This window comes from Zhihengliuella flava, from assembly GCF_015751895.1.
Classification (GTDB): Bacteria; Actinomycetota; Actinomycetes; order Actinomycetales; family Micrococcaceae; genus Zhihengliuella; species Zhihengliuella flava.
Window position 1 is genome coordinate 2,811,506 of record NZ_JADOTZ010000001.1, and the last position, 14,991, is coordinate 2,826,496.

Genomic DNA, 14,991 nt, shown 5'->3' on the forward strand with positions numbered 1-14,991 from the left:
GTGCGGCACCTGATCACCGTCGGCTCGGCGGCGATTGTTTGTCCTCGTGCAGCGGCGTGCGATAGGATAGTGCGTCGGTCCACCTGTGTGGTCACCACCGATACAGAACCAGCCACTGGCAAAATCCAGGGGCACAGAGCAAAGGTTTATTCATGAAGGCAAACACGCACCCCGAGTACGCACCGGTCGTTTTCCGCGACCTGGCTTCCGGCGAGAAGTACCTGACCCGTTCCACCATCAGCTCGGCGAAGACCATCGAGTGGGAGGACGGCAACACCTACCCGGTCATCGACGTTGAGATCTCCGCCGCCTCGCACCCGTTCTACACGGGCAAGCAGCGCATCATGGACTCCGCGGGCCGCGTGGAGCGCTTCAACGCTCGCTTCAAGAACTTCGGCGGCAAGAAGTAAGTCTTCCCTGCCTGAGCCGTGGGCCCACTCCGTCATGCACGGGGTGGGCCCACGGTCGTTTAACGGACTCGGCGTCCCGGCCAGACTTCTAGGATGGAGACCATGAGCTCAACAGAACATCATCACGGCGAATACAAGGTGGCCGGCGGCAAGCTCGTGGTCGCCGATCTCGACGTGGCCGACGGGACCATCGCCCGGGCCAATCTCAACGGCGACTTCTTCCTCGAGCCCGATGAGGCCCTCGAGGACCTCAACGCCGCCCTCACGGGTCTGCCCGCCGACGCCTCCCACGCCACACTGCGCGACGCCGTCGTGCACGGTCTGCGCGAGGGGGCCGCCATGATCGGCTTCGACGCCGCCGCCGTGGCCACGGCGGCACGCCGTGCCTTGGGGCACGCCACCACGTGGGCCGATCACGAGTGGGAGATTCTCCCTCCCGTGGACCTGCCCATCGCCACCAATGTGGCGCTCGACGAAGTGATCACGCGCGACGTCGCGGCCGGGCGCCGCAAGCCGACCCTGCGGCTGTGGGATTGGTCTGAACGGGCCGTCGTCATTGGCAGTTTTCAGTCATTGGCCAATGAAGTGGACCCCGCTGGCGCGGCCGCGCACGACGTGACCGTGATGCGACGCATTTCCGGCGGCGGGGCCATGTTCATGGAGGCCGGCAATTGCATCACCTACTCGCTGTCCGCGCCGGCCTCCCTCGTGGATGGGGTGAGCTTCGCCGATTCCTACCCCTTCCTCGACGCGTGGGTCATGGAGGCCTTGGCCGATGTGGGCATCGAGGCCCATTACAAGCCGCTGAATGACATCGCGACCGCGCACGGCAAGATCGGGGGCGCCGCGCAGAAGCGGCTGGCTAACGGGGGGCTGCTGCACCACGTGACGATGAGCTATGACATTGACGCGGACAAGATGATGCAGGTGCTGCGCATCGGCCGGGAGAAAATCTCCGACAAGGGGATTGCCAGCGCCACAAAGCGCGTCGATCCGCTCAAGCGCCAGGCAGGCCGCAGCCGCGCCGAGATCTTCGACGTCATGATGGGCGTGTTCGAGCGCCGCTACGGAGCCCAGCGGGCCGCGCTGGATCCGGAAACGCTCGCTCGGGCGGAGGAGCTCGCGCGCACCAAGTTCACCGCCGACGAGTGGGTCCAGCGCGTCCCCTAGGTGCGGGGGAGGTGCCTCGGCCCCGGCGCTGCGCCAGCGGCCCCGGCGCTGCGCCAGCGTTCCGGGGCCGAGCCGCGTGTGCGGGGTGGTGCGCTAAAGTGCTGCGCTTTGTGCCCGCAGGGTCCGTTCCAGGGTGTCGGTCTGTTCCAAGACGACGCGCCGCAGTGCGGCGGGAGCCGTCTCGTGCCCGGCGAGCCAGGCCCGGGCTGCCTGCAGCGCCGGATTCGCGTCAACGCCCTCGGCGGTGATGTCCTGCGCCGCCGGGAAGAGGCCCTGTACGGTGCGCGTGGCGAGCCCGATGCTGAGCCGCGCCCACAGGTCCTCGAGCGCACCCCAGTACTCGGCGGAGAAGCCGTCCAGCAGCTCGTGCGAGCCCAACTGGAAGCCCGCCGCCGTGGCGCTCAAGGCGTCATTCGAAAGAACGTTCGATTCATGATCGCGCCCCGCCATGACCGCGCGGAAGGCGCGCCCCTTGACCTCGGGTTCCGGGCGGGCGGCGGAAGCCAAAGCATGTCCCACGGTGGCCACGGCACTCGGGGCGGAGCCCAGCGCCGCATCAATTTCGGCTTGATCGGCCCGGCCGCGAGCCGCTCGGGCCTGGACTAGGGCCCAGCGCAACTGTTCGTCCACGTCGAGTCCAGCGAACGACGTCGTGCCCGCCAAGAGCCCGTCCACGGTGGAGTCCACGGCGGCTGAGACGTGTTCTGAACGACCCAGCCGCGCGACGGCCCGCGCGTAGGCGACCTGATGATCCGAGCCGGCCTCGGCGTCCCGAAGCTGTCCCAGCACGGTGTCGGAAAGGGCCTCCAGCGCCGCCGGACGGGCGCTGGGTGGGGCATACCGGTTCAGAGCGGTTTCTGCCTGCTCCAAGACCAGCTGCACGACACCGACTTCGGCGATCTGCCCCACCATGCCCGCCACCGCGCGGCTGAACCGCTCGGCCGGCAGTGCTGCGTCCCGCACCATGTTCCACAGGGCGGCCCACGCAGTGGCCTGAGCCAACGGTTCGGTCAGCTCGGTCAGCCTCTCGAGCAGCACGGCGAGCGACTCCTCGTCGAAGCGCACCTTGGCGTACGTCAGGTCCTCATCATTCGGCAGGACGACGGCGGGGCGCGGCTGACCCACCAGGGGCTCGAGCGGCGCGCGGGCCCCCGTGAGCTCGACCTCGTGGCTACCCGTGCGCTGCAGCCGGCCGTCGATCACCTCAAAGGTGCCGACGCGGACGACATGCGGGCGCAACACCGGCTCGCCCGTCACGGGATCGGTCGCCTCCTGCACGAGGTGCGCGGACCTCACCGTTCCGTCCTCGTCCGTGTCCAGATCGACTCCGAGGACGGGTACGCCGGCTGTCTTCAGCCAGGCCTCTGCCCACGCGCCCATGTCCCGCCCTGAGGCTTCGCTGAGGACCGCGAGAAAGTCCGCCAGGGTGGTGTTGCCGAACGCGTGGCGCTCAAAGTAGGCCCGTGCGGCGGTAAAGAAGGCATCCTCGCCCACAAACGCGGCGAGCTGTTTGAGGACCGAAGCGCCCTTGGCGTACGTGATGCCGTCGAAATTCTGCTTGGCCGCATCGACGTCAGGAATGTCCGCGACGATCGGATGGGTGGTGGGCAACTGGTCCTGTACGTAGGCCCACGCCTTACGCCGGTTCGCGAACGTGACCCACGGTTGGCCCAGGTCCGTGGCGCGCTCGACGGCGAGCGTGCCCATGTAGTCGGCGAAGGACTCCTTGAGCCACAGGTCGTCCCACCACGCCATGGTGACCAAGTCGCCGAACCACATGTGCGCCATCTCGTGGAGCAGCGTATTGGCGCGACCCTCGTGCTGGGCCGCGGTGGCGCGCGAGGTGAACACGTAGCTTTCCGTAAACGTCACGAGGCCCGGATTCTCCATGGCGCCCAAGTTGTACTCGGGGACGAACGCCTGATCGTACTTCCCCCACGGGTACGGGTAGGCGAACAGGCGGTGGAACAGGTCGAGCCCAGCCTTGGTGACGTCGAAGATCCGGTCCGCGTCGAAGTCATCGGCCAGCGACGCGCGGCAGGAAGCGCCGAGCTCGATCGTCAAGGTGCCGCCGTCGGCGGTGGTCCCCGTCCACTCGTCTGTCACGTAGTGGTACGGGCCAGCCAGAAGGGCCGTGATGTAGGTCGACAGTCGTGGGGTGCGCGCAAAGTGCCACGTGGCGGTGCCATTGCCGTGGTGGTCCATGCGTTGCGACGCGCCGTTGGAGGCAACGTGCCAGGTGGCTGGCGCCGTGACGGAGACGTCGTAGGTGGCCTTAAGATCCGGCTGCTCGAAATTGGCGAACACGCGGCGGGCGTCGGCCGGCTCGTACTGCGTGTAGAGATAGGTGTTCGAATCAGCCGGATCCACGAAGCGGTGCAGGCCCTCGCCACTGCGGGAGTAGAGCCCGTGGCCGGCGACCACGACCGTGTTCTCCTCCGCGAGATGTGGCAGCGTGATGCGGTGCTCGCCGACCACCTCATCGACGGGGAGCTCGGCTCCGTTGAGCGTGACGGAGTCAACGCCACCGTGGAGAAAGTCGAGGAAGGTGCTGGCGCCCGGGGTGGCGGAGAAGGTGATCGTCGTCGTCGATCCAAAGGTCGAGACGCTGGGGTCTGCCGCTGAGGAGACATCGATTTCCAGCCGGTACGCCACATCGGAGACGGTGGCAGTTCGCTGGGCAGTTTCGGTTCGGGTCAGGTTCTTCGTCGATTCCACATGGCCATTAGACCATGAAAGAACCGTTTGACAAGATCGCTGCCACGCCGAGGCCCAGCAACGCGATCCAGGCCCACGCCACGAGGGCCGCGCCCGTCGAACGGGACGCCGAAGCAAACAACGCGCGCAGGTCGATGGCGAAGCCGAGGCCGAACAGCGCCGCCCCGAGCAGGGCCTCCTGCGCCAGGTGGGCCAGCGCGAGGGCCTCTGGAGCCACCAGCCCCGTGGCGCGCGCCGCGACCATGAGGGCGAACCCGATGACGAACAGCGGGACCAAGGGCGCCCGGCGTCCCGGCTGACGTGCGCCGTCAGTCCCGTGGCGCGCGGCGCGGCGCCGCGCGGTCCAGGCCCCCACGGTGGTGACCGGAGCCAGCGTCAGGACCCTGACGAGCTTGACGACGACGGCGGCCGCGAGCGCGGCGGCGCCGGCGGTCTGCGCCGTGGCGACCACTTGGCCGACGTCGTGCACCGCCGCGCCCGCCCAATACCCGAACGTCAGCGGCCCGAGCCCCAGCCATCCGGCCAGCAGCGGCAGGACGGCGATGGACAGGGTGCCGCACAACGTGACGAGAGCGATCGGCGTCGAGGCATCGCGCGTGGTACCGCGGGCTTGGCTCATCGCCCCGATCGCGCTGGCTCCGCAGATCGAGAAGCCAGCGGCCAAGAGAACGGGCTCGTCCCCCGGGAGCCGGAAAAGGCGAGCCGCCGCCCAAGTCCCCACAAACGCGGCTCCAACCGCCGCCGCAACCACCGCGACGCCGTCGAACCCGAGCGCCGCAAGGTCAGCTGGAACCAACGCGAGGCCCAGTAGGACGATGCCCGCCCGCATGAGGGTGCGTCCGGCGAAAGAGAGCCCGGGCCGTAGGGCGGATTCGGCGCGCCGCAACGGGTGCCCCGCCCGCACTGGTGCGCGCAAGACGTTGCCCGCTAGCGCCCCCAGCGCGACGCAGAGGGTCATCACGGGGAGCGCAGGCAGGCCGAGGTGGGCGAGGACGGAGAGACCGACGGCGGCGCCCGCAGCCACTAGCCCCGGCACCACGGCCCGCACGCGGCGCCCCCACGAGGCGCGGCCCGGAGAATCGCTCACCACGCGGACCGCTCGTAGTCCTTGAGGAAGCACCCGTAGAGGTCGGTGCCCGCCTCCCCGGCGACGATGGGGTGGTAGACGCGGGCCGCACCATCAATGAGGTCGAGCGGCGCATGCCACCCCGATTCCGCATGGCGCAGCTTGTCCTCATGCGGGCGCTCGTCCGTGATCCAACCGGTGTCCACGGCCGTCATGAGGATGCCGTCCGCCTCAAACATCTCTTCCGCGCTGGTGCGCGTCAGCATGTTGATCGCAGCCTTGGACATGTTGGTGTGCGGGTGGCCGGGTCCCTTGTAGCGGCGCGAGAACTGTCCCTCCATGGCGGAGACGTTCACGATGTACTTTCGTCGCGCGCTCGACGCCGCCAGGGCCGGGCGCAGTCGGCTCGCCAACAAGAAGGGCGCCGTCATATTGCACAGCTGCACTTCCAACATCTCCAGAGGGTCCACGTCACCGAGTAGCTGCGTCCAGCTGTTCTCTGGCACGTGGTCGGGGAGCAGGCCCCCGGCGTCGATGGCGGTGCCTGCTCGATACCGTTCCAAGGAGGCCGAGCCCGCGGTCATGGCCTGCCGAGCGAGGTCCGTCGGATCCATGGCCGCCGCGTGCTCTAGGCCGGACCCTCGGAGATCGAACGCCGCGGCGAGGGCCCGAGGGTGCGCCCCAGGAGTCTGCGTCGCCCCGCGCACCGTCGGTCCACCGGGGCCCATGAGCTCTCGTGGCAGGGGAGTGGATTCACCGTCGATGAGGTGGCGGTAAGCCCCCGGGGAGCGGCGCACTGTTTGCGCTGCATTATTGATCAGGATGTCCAACGGTCCGTCCGCCGCCACCGAATCGGCCAGCGAAATCACCTGAGCGGGGTCGCGCAAATCGATCCCCACGACGGTCAGCCGGTCAAGCCAGTCGGCACTGTCCTCGACCGCCGCGAAACGGCGCGCAGCATCGTGGGGGAAGCGCGTGGTGATGGTCGTCTGTGCCCCATCACGCAGTAGGCGCAACGCAATATGCATGCCGATCTTCGCGCGCCCACCCGTCAGCAGCGCCCGCCGACCCGTCAGGTCGGTACGCGCCTCACGCCATCCCCGACCCTTCTCTGCACATTCCAGACACAGGGCGTGGTAGAACGCATCTGCCACCGTGTAGGACCGCTTGCACACATAGCAGTCACGGGCCCGGGTGTATGTGCCGGCACTGGGTCCCGAGGCACTCGACGCCAAATCCAAGCCCTCGGTTTCATCGTCGAGCCGAGACGCCGATCCCGTCGCCGTTCGCTCCGTTACCGCGCGGTCTGCCTCGGCGACAGCGCGCCGCGCCTGCGCTCGCCGGTATCGCTTGACATCCTTGAACATTCGACCCGTCGCCCGGCGCACGGCGGTAAAGCGTGCGTCATGCTCCTCTAAGGTGTGAACGGACTCGAGGACCTTTAAGCACGCGGCGAGCTCCTCGTCAGAAAAAGGGGCGGAGGCTGAGGGCGCTTGGGCGGAGTCGGCAGAGCTCATCACGGCACCCCACTTTACCGTCCCGCCCGTGCGAACGAGGCGGGGGAGCCGTCGCTGCTAGTCGACGGGGACGGTCTGTCCTTTGCTGAGTACCGTGAGTCCGGACGGCGTGATGAGGAATCCGCGCGAGGCATCCAATGCGGAGTCAACACCGATTTCCGCCCCCGGAGGAACGACTACGTTCTTATCGAGAATGGCACGCTTGACGACCGCCCCCTCGCCGACGGTGACGTTGTTGAGCAGCACGGAGTCTTCGACGTGGGCGTGGTTGTTCACCGAGACATCCCCCGAAAGGACGGAATGTTCGACGCGGCCACCGGAAATGACGACTCCCGCGGAAAGGAGTGAGTCGTGGGCTTGGCCCTGCGTACCGTCCGCGCCGCGGACCAGCTTGGCGGGCGGGGATGAATTTTGCCGCGTGAAGATGGGCCATTCGTGATTGTAGAGATTGAAATCTGGGACGGGCGCCAAGAGATCCATGTGGGCCTCGTAGTACGAGTCAAGGGTCCCCACGTCACGCCAGTAGCGTTCGACGTCAGGCTCTTGGCCCGGCACGGGATTTTTCGAGAAGTCGTACACCACGCAGTCGTTCGTCGAAACAAACTCGGGAATGATGTCCGCTCCCATGTCATGGGCAGTGTCAGTGCGTTGGCTGTCCCGATTCAGCGCGTCAATGAGTGCGTCCTTGGTGAAAATGTAATTCCCCATGGAAGCCAAGAAGCGGTCGGGATCGTCGGCGAGCCCGGCCGTAGTCTCTGGCTTCTCCACGAAGCCCGCGATCTTGTGGGGATCTTGGTCGTTGAGCTCAATGACGCCGAATTGAGAGGCGAGAGAGAGGGGCTGGCGAACAGCGGCGACCGAGGCCGAGGCACCCGAGGCGATGTGAGCCTCGAGCATGGCCGAGAAGTCCATGCGGTAGACGTGGTCAGCGCCGACCACGAGCACGTAGTCCGGATCCGCGTCGTGAATCAGGTTCATCGACTGATAAATCGCATTGGCGGACCCTAGGAACCATTGTTTTCCTAGCCGCTGCTGGGCCGGAACGGAGGCCACGTAATTGCCCAGATGTGTTGACATCCGCCAGGTTTCCGAAATATGACGGTCGAGCGAATGCGACTTGTATTGCGTCAGAACAACAATCTGCCGATATCCCGAATTAACCACGTTAGACAAGGCGAAATCGACTAACCGATAGCCCCCAGCAAATGGCACCGCAGGCTTGGCCCGATCCTCCGTCAGAGGCATCAGTCGCTTGCCTTCTCCGCCGGCCAGAACAACGGCCAGCACCTTACATTTGGGCATCGGCACTCCCTCTCGTGGCGTCGAGGTCCGTCAGCCGTGACTCATCGACGTAGTACGTATAGAAAACACTATGTGATGTCCGTCCTACCGGCTACGTTTAAAGGGTGCGAGTAGAGATTGTTACCAAGGAATTCCCTCCAACAATTTATGGTGGCGCCGGCGTCCACGTGGCGGAGTTGACGCGTGTGTTGGCGTCCCGTGTCGACGTCCGGGTCCGCGCCTTCGGTGATCCGCGACCTGAGGACTTTCACGGGGCGCGCGTTAGCAGCTACGGCGTGCCACCGGAGCTGAGCGGCGCTAACGCCGCGGTGCAAACACTCGGCACCGACCTGACGATGCTCAGCGATCTCGCCGGGGCCGACGTCGTCCATTCCCACACGTGGTATGCCAACATGGCCGGCCACCTCGGGGGCCTGCTGCATGCCCTGCCGCACGTGGTGAGCGCCCACTCGCTTGAGCCGTTACGTCCGTGGAAGGCCGAGCAATTGGGTGGTGGGTACGCCCTGAGTTCGTGGGCCGAGGCCACAGCGTACGACGGCGCAGCCGCCATTATTGCCGTATCCGCCGGCATGCGGGATGACATTCTTCGCTCCTACCCGGACGTTGACCCGGGCAAAGTGCACGTGGTGCATAACGGCGTCGACGTCGAGGTGTGGCAGCCGCAGGAAGGCACGGGCGCGTTGCTCCAACACGGCATCGACCCCGACGCGCGCACGGTGACCTTCGTGGGGCGCGTGACGCGGCAGAAAGGTCTGCCCTATCTGCTGCGCGCTGCCGCCTTCCTCCCCGAGGACGTGCAATTGGTGCTCTGTGCGGGGGCGGCAGACACGGCAGAGCTGGCCGCGGAGGTCGACGCGCTCATCGCGGGGCTCCGGAAGAGCCGCGGCAATGTGGTGGTCATTGATCAGATGTTGCCCCGGCAGCAGGTCATGGAAATCCTCTCTCACTCCACCGTTTTTGCGTGCCCCTCGATCTACGAACCCCTCGGCATCGTCAACCTCGAGGCGATGGCCTGCTCCACCGCCGTGGTGGCCACGGCCACGGGAGGCATCCCGGAAGTGGTGAGCGACGGTGAGACGGGATATCTGGTGCCCATTGACCAAGCCACCGACGGGCGGGGGATCCCGCTCGACCAGGACCAGTTCGTGGGCGATTTTGCCGATGCCCTGCTGCGGGTCCTCGACGACCCGGCCCACGCGCAAGAGTTGGGCGCAGCCGGGCGGCGGCGCGCGGCCGAGCACTTCTCGTGGGAAGCGATCGCTGATCGCACCCTCGAGGTGTACCGGGCCGCGCAGGCCGCCTACAGCGCCCGCTAGCGAGACGCGCCGGCCGCCGCCTTCATCCGTGCGCGCAGGACTTTCTCATCGATGGGCGCATGGGCGGAGGCGCGAAGCAAGCGGTAGTACTCCATGGCTTCCTGCTGACGCTCGGCCTCGATGCCCGTGGCGATCTCGGCGCGCAGGTGATCTTTCGTATAGCCGAACGCATTGACCAGGTCCTGGGCGTGCTCACGCAGACGGTCCAACAGCCGGTTGATGTAGGGACCCAGGGTGCGCGCGCGCTGGCCCGACAGCAAGCCGTTCATGAGGTACCAGCCCAGGTTTTCCTCGATGAGCGTCAAACCGAAGACGTCCCGGAGCCAGGCGAGAACCGATCGGGTCCCCGGGTCATCGAGAGCTTCAACCTGGCGGTTAAAGGCCTCCCATTGGAGGAGTTCCGCGTGGGCGCGCGCGGCCGCAATCACCTCATCTTGGTGGGCGTTGAAGACGGCCGCGGCCTGATCCTGAGGCAGTCGGGCGGCTCCGCGCAGTTCACCGGCGACGTCGGCGACCATAGTGCGCACGCGCTCCACCAGCAGGTTTCGCTGAGTTTGCGGGTCCTTGAGGAAGTTGGCGCTGCGCTTCTCGCTGCCGGCATCGGTCCACGTCTGGGCGAGCTGGCGCAAGCCGGACTGGTTCAGGGCGACGCCCTCGGCCCGACGCACGACGTACCGTGTCAGTGCACCGGCGTCGAGCTTGCGGAACTCGTCCGCGTAGTCGGCGAGGAGGCGCTTGGCCACTAACTGCAGCAGAACATTGTTGTCCCCCTCGAAGGTGACGTAAACGTCCAAGTCAGCACGCAGCGACGTGAAGCGATTCTTGGTGATGAACCCGGCGCCGCCACACGCTTCGCGGCATTCCTGCAGGATGTCCAGCGCGTTCCACGTCGAGAGCGGTTTCAGCGCGGCCGCGAGCGTCTCGAGATCCTGCCGAGCGTCGTCGTTCGACTCGCCGGAGAAGACCTCGTCAAACTTCTCCAACAGCTCCTCGTGCGCAAAACTCATGGCATAGGTCTTGGCGATCCGCGGAATGAGCCGGCGCTGGTGGCGTTGGTAGTCCAGCAGAACCTCTTCGGTCGTGTCGGAGGAGGCATTAAATTGGCGGCGCTCGTTGGCGTACGTCACCGCGATCTGCAGGGCGACCTTGGAGGCGGCGGTGGCCGCTCCATCGAGGGAGACCCGGCCCTGAACCAGCGTGCCAAGCATCGTGAAGAATCGGCGGCCGGGGCTTTCGATGGGGGAGCTGTATGTGCCGTCGGCGGCCACATCGCCGTAGCGATTGAGGAGGTTGCTGCGCGGGATCCGCACGTGATCAAAGTGCAGTCGACCGTTGTCGATGCCGTTAAGCCCGCCCTTGAGCCCATCATCTTCGCCGCCCACGCCGGGCAGGAAGCCCTTCTCATCGCGGATCGGAACGTAAAACGCGTGCACGCCGTGATTGACGCCACCCGTCATGAGCTGCGCGAAGACGACGGCCGCAATCCCGTGCACGCCGGCGTTGCCGAGGTAGTCCTTCCATGCGGCGCGGAACGGCGTATGAATGACGAATTCCTCGGTCTGAGGATCGTAGGACGCCGTCGTGGCGATCGATGCGACGTCCGACCCGTGACCGATTTCGGTCATGGCAAAAGCTCCGGGAGTCTTCAGGCTCATGATGTCGGGCAGCCAGGCATCGTGGTGTTGCTGCGTGCCGAGGTGGAGTACAGCGGCGCCGAACAGCCCCCACTGGACCCCGGCCTTAATTTGCAACGATGGATCGGCCACCACGAGCTCTTCGAAGCCGGCGATGTTGCCGCCGTGTTGGTCCTCGCCGCCGAGGTGCCGCGGGAAGGCCCGGTGCACGGCCTTTTGCTCGACGAGGAAGCCGAGCTGGTCCAGCACCCGCTCCCGATGCTGGTCCATGGATTGGCCCTCGCGTTTCCACACGCGTTCGTCGGCCGCGAGCTCGCGGGCTGTTCGCCGGACGTCAGCCCAGCGCCCGAGGAGGTGTTCTCCGAGAGCCGCGACGTCGACGCGCGGTGAGGCGGTCGCAGAGGTGGGGAGTTCTTCACTCATGGGTCGAGCCTTTCGTCTCAGTGTGGCGTATGCCGTGCACAAGCCAGCCAGTAATGGTGTTGGTGAGGTCTTCGCGCGCCACTTTGGTGGGGCCGTCAGGTAGTCGCAGCCAGGCCTCACCGGCGGCACGAACCATGCCGATGGACGCTTGGGGCCACAGCATGTCGGCTCGTCGGCTCTCAGCCCGGTCCGGATGTGCCCGCGCCTGGTAGTCCGTCAGGGAGTCGGCCATCATGACGGTGATGTCCCGGAAGAACGCGTCGAGTGGTTCGTCGTCGTCTTCCTGAACAGCCTGCAAGGGGTCGTGGTCGATCGCCGTGACAAAGAAGTAGACGTTGGGGGACCGCTCGGCCATCGTCAGATAGGCCGCCACCATGCCCCGCAAGCCTTCTTCTTCGTTCCGAGCCAATCGGGCGGGTTCGAGGACGTGCTCACGCATGTGTTCGACGACGATCCGTCCCATGGCACGGCGCAATCCAGACTTATCGCCGAAGTAGCGGTAAAACACCGACTTGCTGGTTCCCGCGGCGGCCGCGACATCGTCCATGGACGCGCTGGGACCCAGCCGGTGGATGGCTTTACGGGCGTGCCGAAGCAGCTCGAGCCTCCGAGCCTCGCGGTGCGCGTCCCAGCGTGCCGAGCGGCCATCGGTCTCCGGGGAGCCTGAAGTGCTAGTGTCCAAGTTCACGATACCGAGCGTATCAGGTAAGCTCGGTCACAGTGATGCGGGGCACATGAGAAAACCGCTTCAAGGAACACTTTCAGGAGGAACCATGGCTGAATCCACGACGTCCGGCTCCGCCGCGTCCGGCGGCGTCCGTCCCGCCGTCGTCATCGGCGGTAACCGGATCCCGTTCGCTCGTTCCCACGGGGCCTATGCTGCTGCCTCAAATCAGGACATGCTCACGGCCGCCCTCGACGGGCTGGTGGCACGATTTGGCCTGCAGGGAGAGCGCATCGGGGCCGTCTCCGCAGGTGCGGTGCTCAAGCACAGTCGCGACTTCAATCTGGTCCGGGAGTCTGTGCTCGGCACAGCACTCGATCCGGCGACGCCCGCCTACGACGTCCAGATGGCCTGTGCCACCGGGATGGAATCGATTGGATCGCTGGCGAACAAGATCAAGTTGGGGCAAATCGATTCGGCGATCGGTGGCGGCGTCGATACGACGTCGGACGCACCCATTGCGGTCAGTGAGGGCTTGCGCCGCACTTTGCTGAAGCTCAGCCGCGCTCGGACGACGAAGCAGCGCCTGGCGGCGCTGTCCGGCTTCCGCCCCAAAGATCTCGCCCCAGAGGCGCCCGGGACCGGTGAGCCGCGCACGGGGCTGTCCATGGGTGAGCATCAGGCTCTGACGACCGCGGCATGGGGGATTTCGCGGCAAGAGCAGGACGAGTTGGCGCTCCGGAGCCACCAGAATCTTGCTGCCGCGTACGAGCGCAATTTCTTTGACGATCTCATCACGGGCTACCGCGGATTGAGCCGGGACAACAACATGCGGCCGGACACCACGGCCGAGAAACTCGCGGGCCTCAAACCGGCTTTCGGCCGAGATTTGGGGGACCGGGCCACGATGACGGCGGGCAACTCCACCCCGTTGACTGATGGGGCGTCCTCCGTTTTGCTCGGCTCGGAAGAATTCGCCGAAACTCACGGTCTGCCCATGTTGGCCAACTTCGTGGACTTCGAATCCGCGTCGGTGGACTTCGTCCGGGGTGCGGAGGGTCTGCTCATGGCGCCCGCGTATGCGGCCCCGCGCCTGCTGGCCCGCCACGGGCTGTCTCTTCAGGACTTCGACTTCTATGAGATTCACGAGGCCTTTGCCGGCACGGTGCTCTCGACCCTCGCTGCGTGGGAGGACGAGGACTTCTGCCGCAACAAGTTGGGCCTCGACGCTCCGCTGGGAGCTATTGATCGCACGAAGCTCAACGTGGCCGGATCCTCTCTGGCGGCCGGCCACCCGTTCGCGGCAACCGGTGGCCGCATCGTGGCTACGCTGGCCAAGCTTCTCGCCGAGAAGGGTTCGGGGCGCGGCCTCATTTCGGTGTGCGCCGCCGGTGGCCAAGGCGTTGTCGCCATTCTGGAGGCACGATGACCAATCAGTACCAGACACTTGTCAACCAAGGGTTAGGCCGTCGTTTGGCCCGGCAGCTGGGCCTACCTCGACCGCCTCACCTGCGCCGGTATCGTCAGGGCCAACCCCTCGTCCCAGGGCCCGTGGTGGTGCTCGGCTCGGGCACGTCAGCGCAGCCATTGGCGGATGTATTGCTCGCGTGGGGGCTCGACGTCGTCCGTCATCTGTCGCCAGGACGCACGGCAGGTGCCGCCGTCGTGGCCTTGGATGACGTCGCCCACCCCAGCGACCTGTCCGAGGTCGCGCTGGAGCTCGGCGCCGTCGTGAAGTCGCTTGCCCCGGGCGGTCGCGTCGTCTCGTTCTCCCGCCCCGTCGTGGATGGGCTCGAGCCGGAGGTGGCCGCCGCTCGCCACGCGGTCGACGGGATGATGCGGTCTTTGGGCCGCGAGTTGCGCGGTGGGGCAACATCCAACGGGGTGCTCCTGCGGGATGGGCTCGATGTCGAGGCGCCCTCGGCGCAGGCAGCACTGCGCTTCCTGCTCTCCGGACGGAGCGCGTATGTCGATGGCCAATTTATCGAGATCAGTGATCAGCGCGGAGAATTGCCGGACGACTGGGACCAGCCCCTCGCCGGGAAGGTCGCCGTCGTCACCGGAGCAGCGCGGGGGATCGGCGCCGCCATCGCCCGCACTCTATCGCGGGATGGTGCGCAGGTCGTTTGCGTCGACGTCCCCGCGGCTGGCAGCGCCTTGGCCACCGTGGCGAATGACGTGCAGGGGACCGCGCTGCAGCTCGATGTGACGCGTCCTGATGCCGGACACCTGATCATCCAACACGCCCGTCAGCGCCACGGTGGGCTAGACATCGTCGTGCACAACGCGGGCATCACCCGGGACAAACTGCTCGCCAACATGGATGCCGCGCGCTGGAACTCCGTTCTGGCGGTGAACCTAGAATCCCAGCTCCGCATGAACGACGCCTTCCTCACGGCTGGCCTGCAGAACCTTCGGGTCGTCTCCCTCGCCTCGACGAGCGGCATTGCCGGCAACCGTGGCCAGACGAACTACGCCGCCTCCAAGGGCGGTGTCATGGGTATGGTCGCCGCGTCACGCCGGGACTTCGCCGAGCTCGGTGGCGGCATCAATGCGGTCGCACCCGGTTTCATCGAGACCGAGATGACCGCAAAAGTGCCGTTAGCGACGCGCGCTGTGGCCCGAATGATCATGCCGTCGCTGATGCAAGGCGGACTGCCCGAGGACGTCGCGGAAGCGATCGGGTTCCTTGCTTCGGGATCCGCCGGCGGGATCAACGGCGGCACGCTCCGCGTGTGCGGCCAGAGCCTGATTGGGCGGTGAGCGGCGTG

11 protein-coding genes are annotated in these 14,991 nt (G+C 66.4%); 5 read left to right on the forward strand and 6 right to left on the reverse strand.

The window, feature by feature from the left end; genetic code table 11:
* Positions 1-152: 152 nt before the first annotated feature.
* Together IW252_RS12895 and IW252_RS12900 are read left to right on the forward strand one after the other, a co-directional pair.
* On the forward strand, positions 153-410 hold the full coding sequence (locus IW252_RS12895; protein ID WP_196836924.1) for a type B 50S ribosomal protein L31: 258 nt from the start codon (positions 153-155) through the stop codon (positions 408-410).
* A 102-nt stretch (positions 411-512) separates the two neighbouring features.
* Positions 513-1,580, forward strand: a complete 1,068-nt coding sequence (locus IW252_RS12900; protein ID WP_196836925.1) for a lipoyl protein ligase domain-containing protein — start codon at positions 513-515, stop codon at positions 1,578-1,580.
* A gap of 93 nt (positions 1,581-1,673) precedes the next feature.
* Here IW252_RS12900 and pepN read toward each other — a convergent pair whose 3' ends face one another.
* Genes pepN through glgC form a run of 4 tightly spaced genes read right to left on the reverse strand, consistent with a single transcriptional unit; the run spans position 1,674 to position 8,183 of the window.
* Positions 1,674-4,298: an aminopeptidase N gene (pepN, locus tag IW252_RS12905; protein ID WP_196836926.1), complete on the reverse strand. Its 2,625-nt coding sequence runs from the start codon at positions 4,296-4,298 to the stop codon at positions 1,674-1,676.
* A gap of 7 nt (positions 4,299-4,305) precedes the next feature.
* Positions 4,306-5,385: a YeiH family protein gene (locus IW252_RS12910; protein WP_331271541.1), complete on the reverse strand. Its 1,080-nt coding sequence runs from the start codon at positions 5,383-5,385 to the stop codon at positions 4,306-4,308.
* On the reverse strand, positions 5,382-6,881 hold the full coding sequence (locus IW252_RS12915; protein ID WP_196836927.1) for an SDR family oxidoreductase: 1,500 nt from the start codon (positions 6,879-6,881) through the stop codon (positions 5,382-5,384). The genes IW252_RS12910 and IW252_RS12915 overlap by 4 nt, the downstream gene beginning before the upstream one ends.
* A 57-nt stretch (positions 6,882-6,938) precedes the next feature.
* Positions 6,939-8,183, reverse strand: coding sequence for a glucose-1-phosphate adenylyltransferase (gene glgC, locus IW252_RS12920; RefSeq protein ID WP_196836928.1), 1,245 nt, complete (start codon positions 8,181-8,183; stop codon positions 6,939-6,941).
* 104 nt (positions 8,184-8,287) lie between these two features.
* Between glgC and glgA the strand changes: the two genes are divergently transcribed.
* A complete protein-coding gene (glgA, locus tag IW252_RS12925) occupies positions 8,288-9,499 on the forward strand; it encodes a glycogen synthase (RefSeq protein ID WP_196836929.1) in 1,212 nt (403 codons plus the stop codon).
* Here the strand turns inward: glgA and IW252_RS12930 are convergent.
* Both IW252_RS12930 and IW252_RS12935 read right to left on the reverse strand, forming a co-directional pair.
* Positions 9,496-11,556 carry an acyl-CoA dehydrogenase family protein gene (locus tag IW252_RS12930; RefSeq protein WP_196836930.1) on the reverse strand — a complete coding sequence of 687 codons (2,061 nt, stop codon included), beginning with the start codon at positions 11,554-11,556 and terminating at the stop codon, positions 9,496-9,498. The two genes, glgA and IW252_RS12930, sit on opposite strands and share 4 nt — an antisense overlap.
* Complete coding sequence (locus IW252_RS12935) at positions 11,549-12,244, reverse strand: TetR/AcrR family transcriptional regulator (protein WP_196836931.1); 696 nt, start codon at positions 12,242-12,244, stop codon at positions 11,549-11,551. The genes IW252_RS12930 and IW252_RS12935 overlap by 8 nt, the downstream gene beginning before the upstream one ends.
* An 85-nt stretch (positions 12,245-12,329) precedes the next feature.
* Here IW252_RS12935 and IW252_RS12940 point away from each other — a divergent pair, with 85 nt between their 5' ends.
* Both IW252_RS12940 and IW252_RS12945 read left to right on the forward strand, forming a co-directional pair.
* Positions 12,330-13,649 carry an acetyl-CoA C-acetyltransferase gene (locus IW252_RS12940; RefSeq protein ID WP_196836932.1) on the forward strand — a complete coding sequence of 440 codons (1,320 nt, stop codon included), beginning with the start codon at positions 12,330-12,332 and terminating at the stop codon, positions 13,647-13,649.
* On the forward strand, positions 13,646-14,983 hold the full coding sequence (locus IW252_RS12945; RefSeq protein WP_196836933.1) for a 3-oxoacyl-ACP reductase: 1,338 nt from the start codon (positions 13,646-13,648) through the stop codon (positions 14,981-14,983). Before IW252_RS12940 ends, IW252_RS12945 begins: the two co-directional genes overlap by 4 nt.
* The last annotated feature ends 8 nt before the right edge of the window (positions 14,984-14,991 follow it).

Coding starts and splice junctions, on each gene's coding strand:
- IW252_RS12895 (WP_196836924.1), top strand. CDS start 153: ATGAAGGCAAACACGCACCCCGAGTACGCACCGGTCGTTTTCCGCGAC.
- IW252_RS12900 (WP_196836925.1), top strand. CDS start 513: ATGAGCTCAACAGAACATCATCACGGCGAATACAAGGTGGCCGGCGGC.
- IW252_RS12915 (WP_196836927.1), bottom strand. CDS start 6,881: ATGAGCTCTGCCGACTCCGCCCAAGCGCCCTCAGCCTCCGCCCCTTTT.
- glgC (WP_196836928.1), bottom strand. CDS start 8,183: ATGCCCAAATGTAAGGTGCTGGCCGTTGTTCTGGCCGGCGGAGAAGGC.
- IW252_RS12930 (WP_196836930.1), bottom strand. CDS start 11,556: ATGAGTGAAGAACTCCCCACCTCTGCGACCGCCTCACCGCGCGTCGAC.
- IW252_RS12940 (WP_196836932.1), top strand. CDS start 12,330: ATGGCTGAATCCACGACGTCCGGCTCCGCCGCGTCCGGCGGCGTCCGT.
- IW252_RS12945 (WP_196836933.1), top strand. CDS start 13,646: ATGACCAATCAGTACCAGACACTTGTCAACCAAGGGTTAGGCCGTCGT.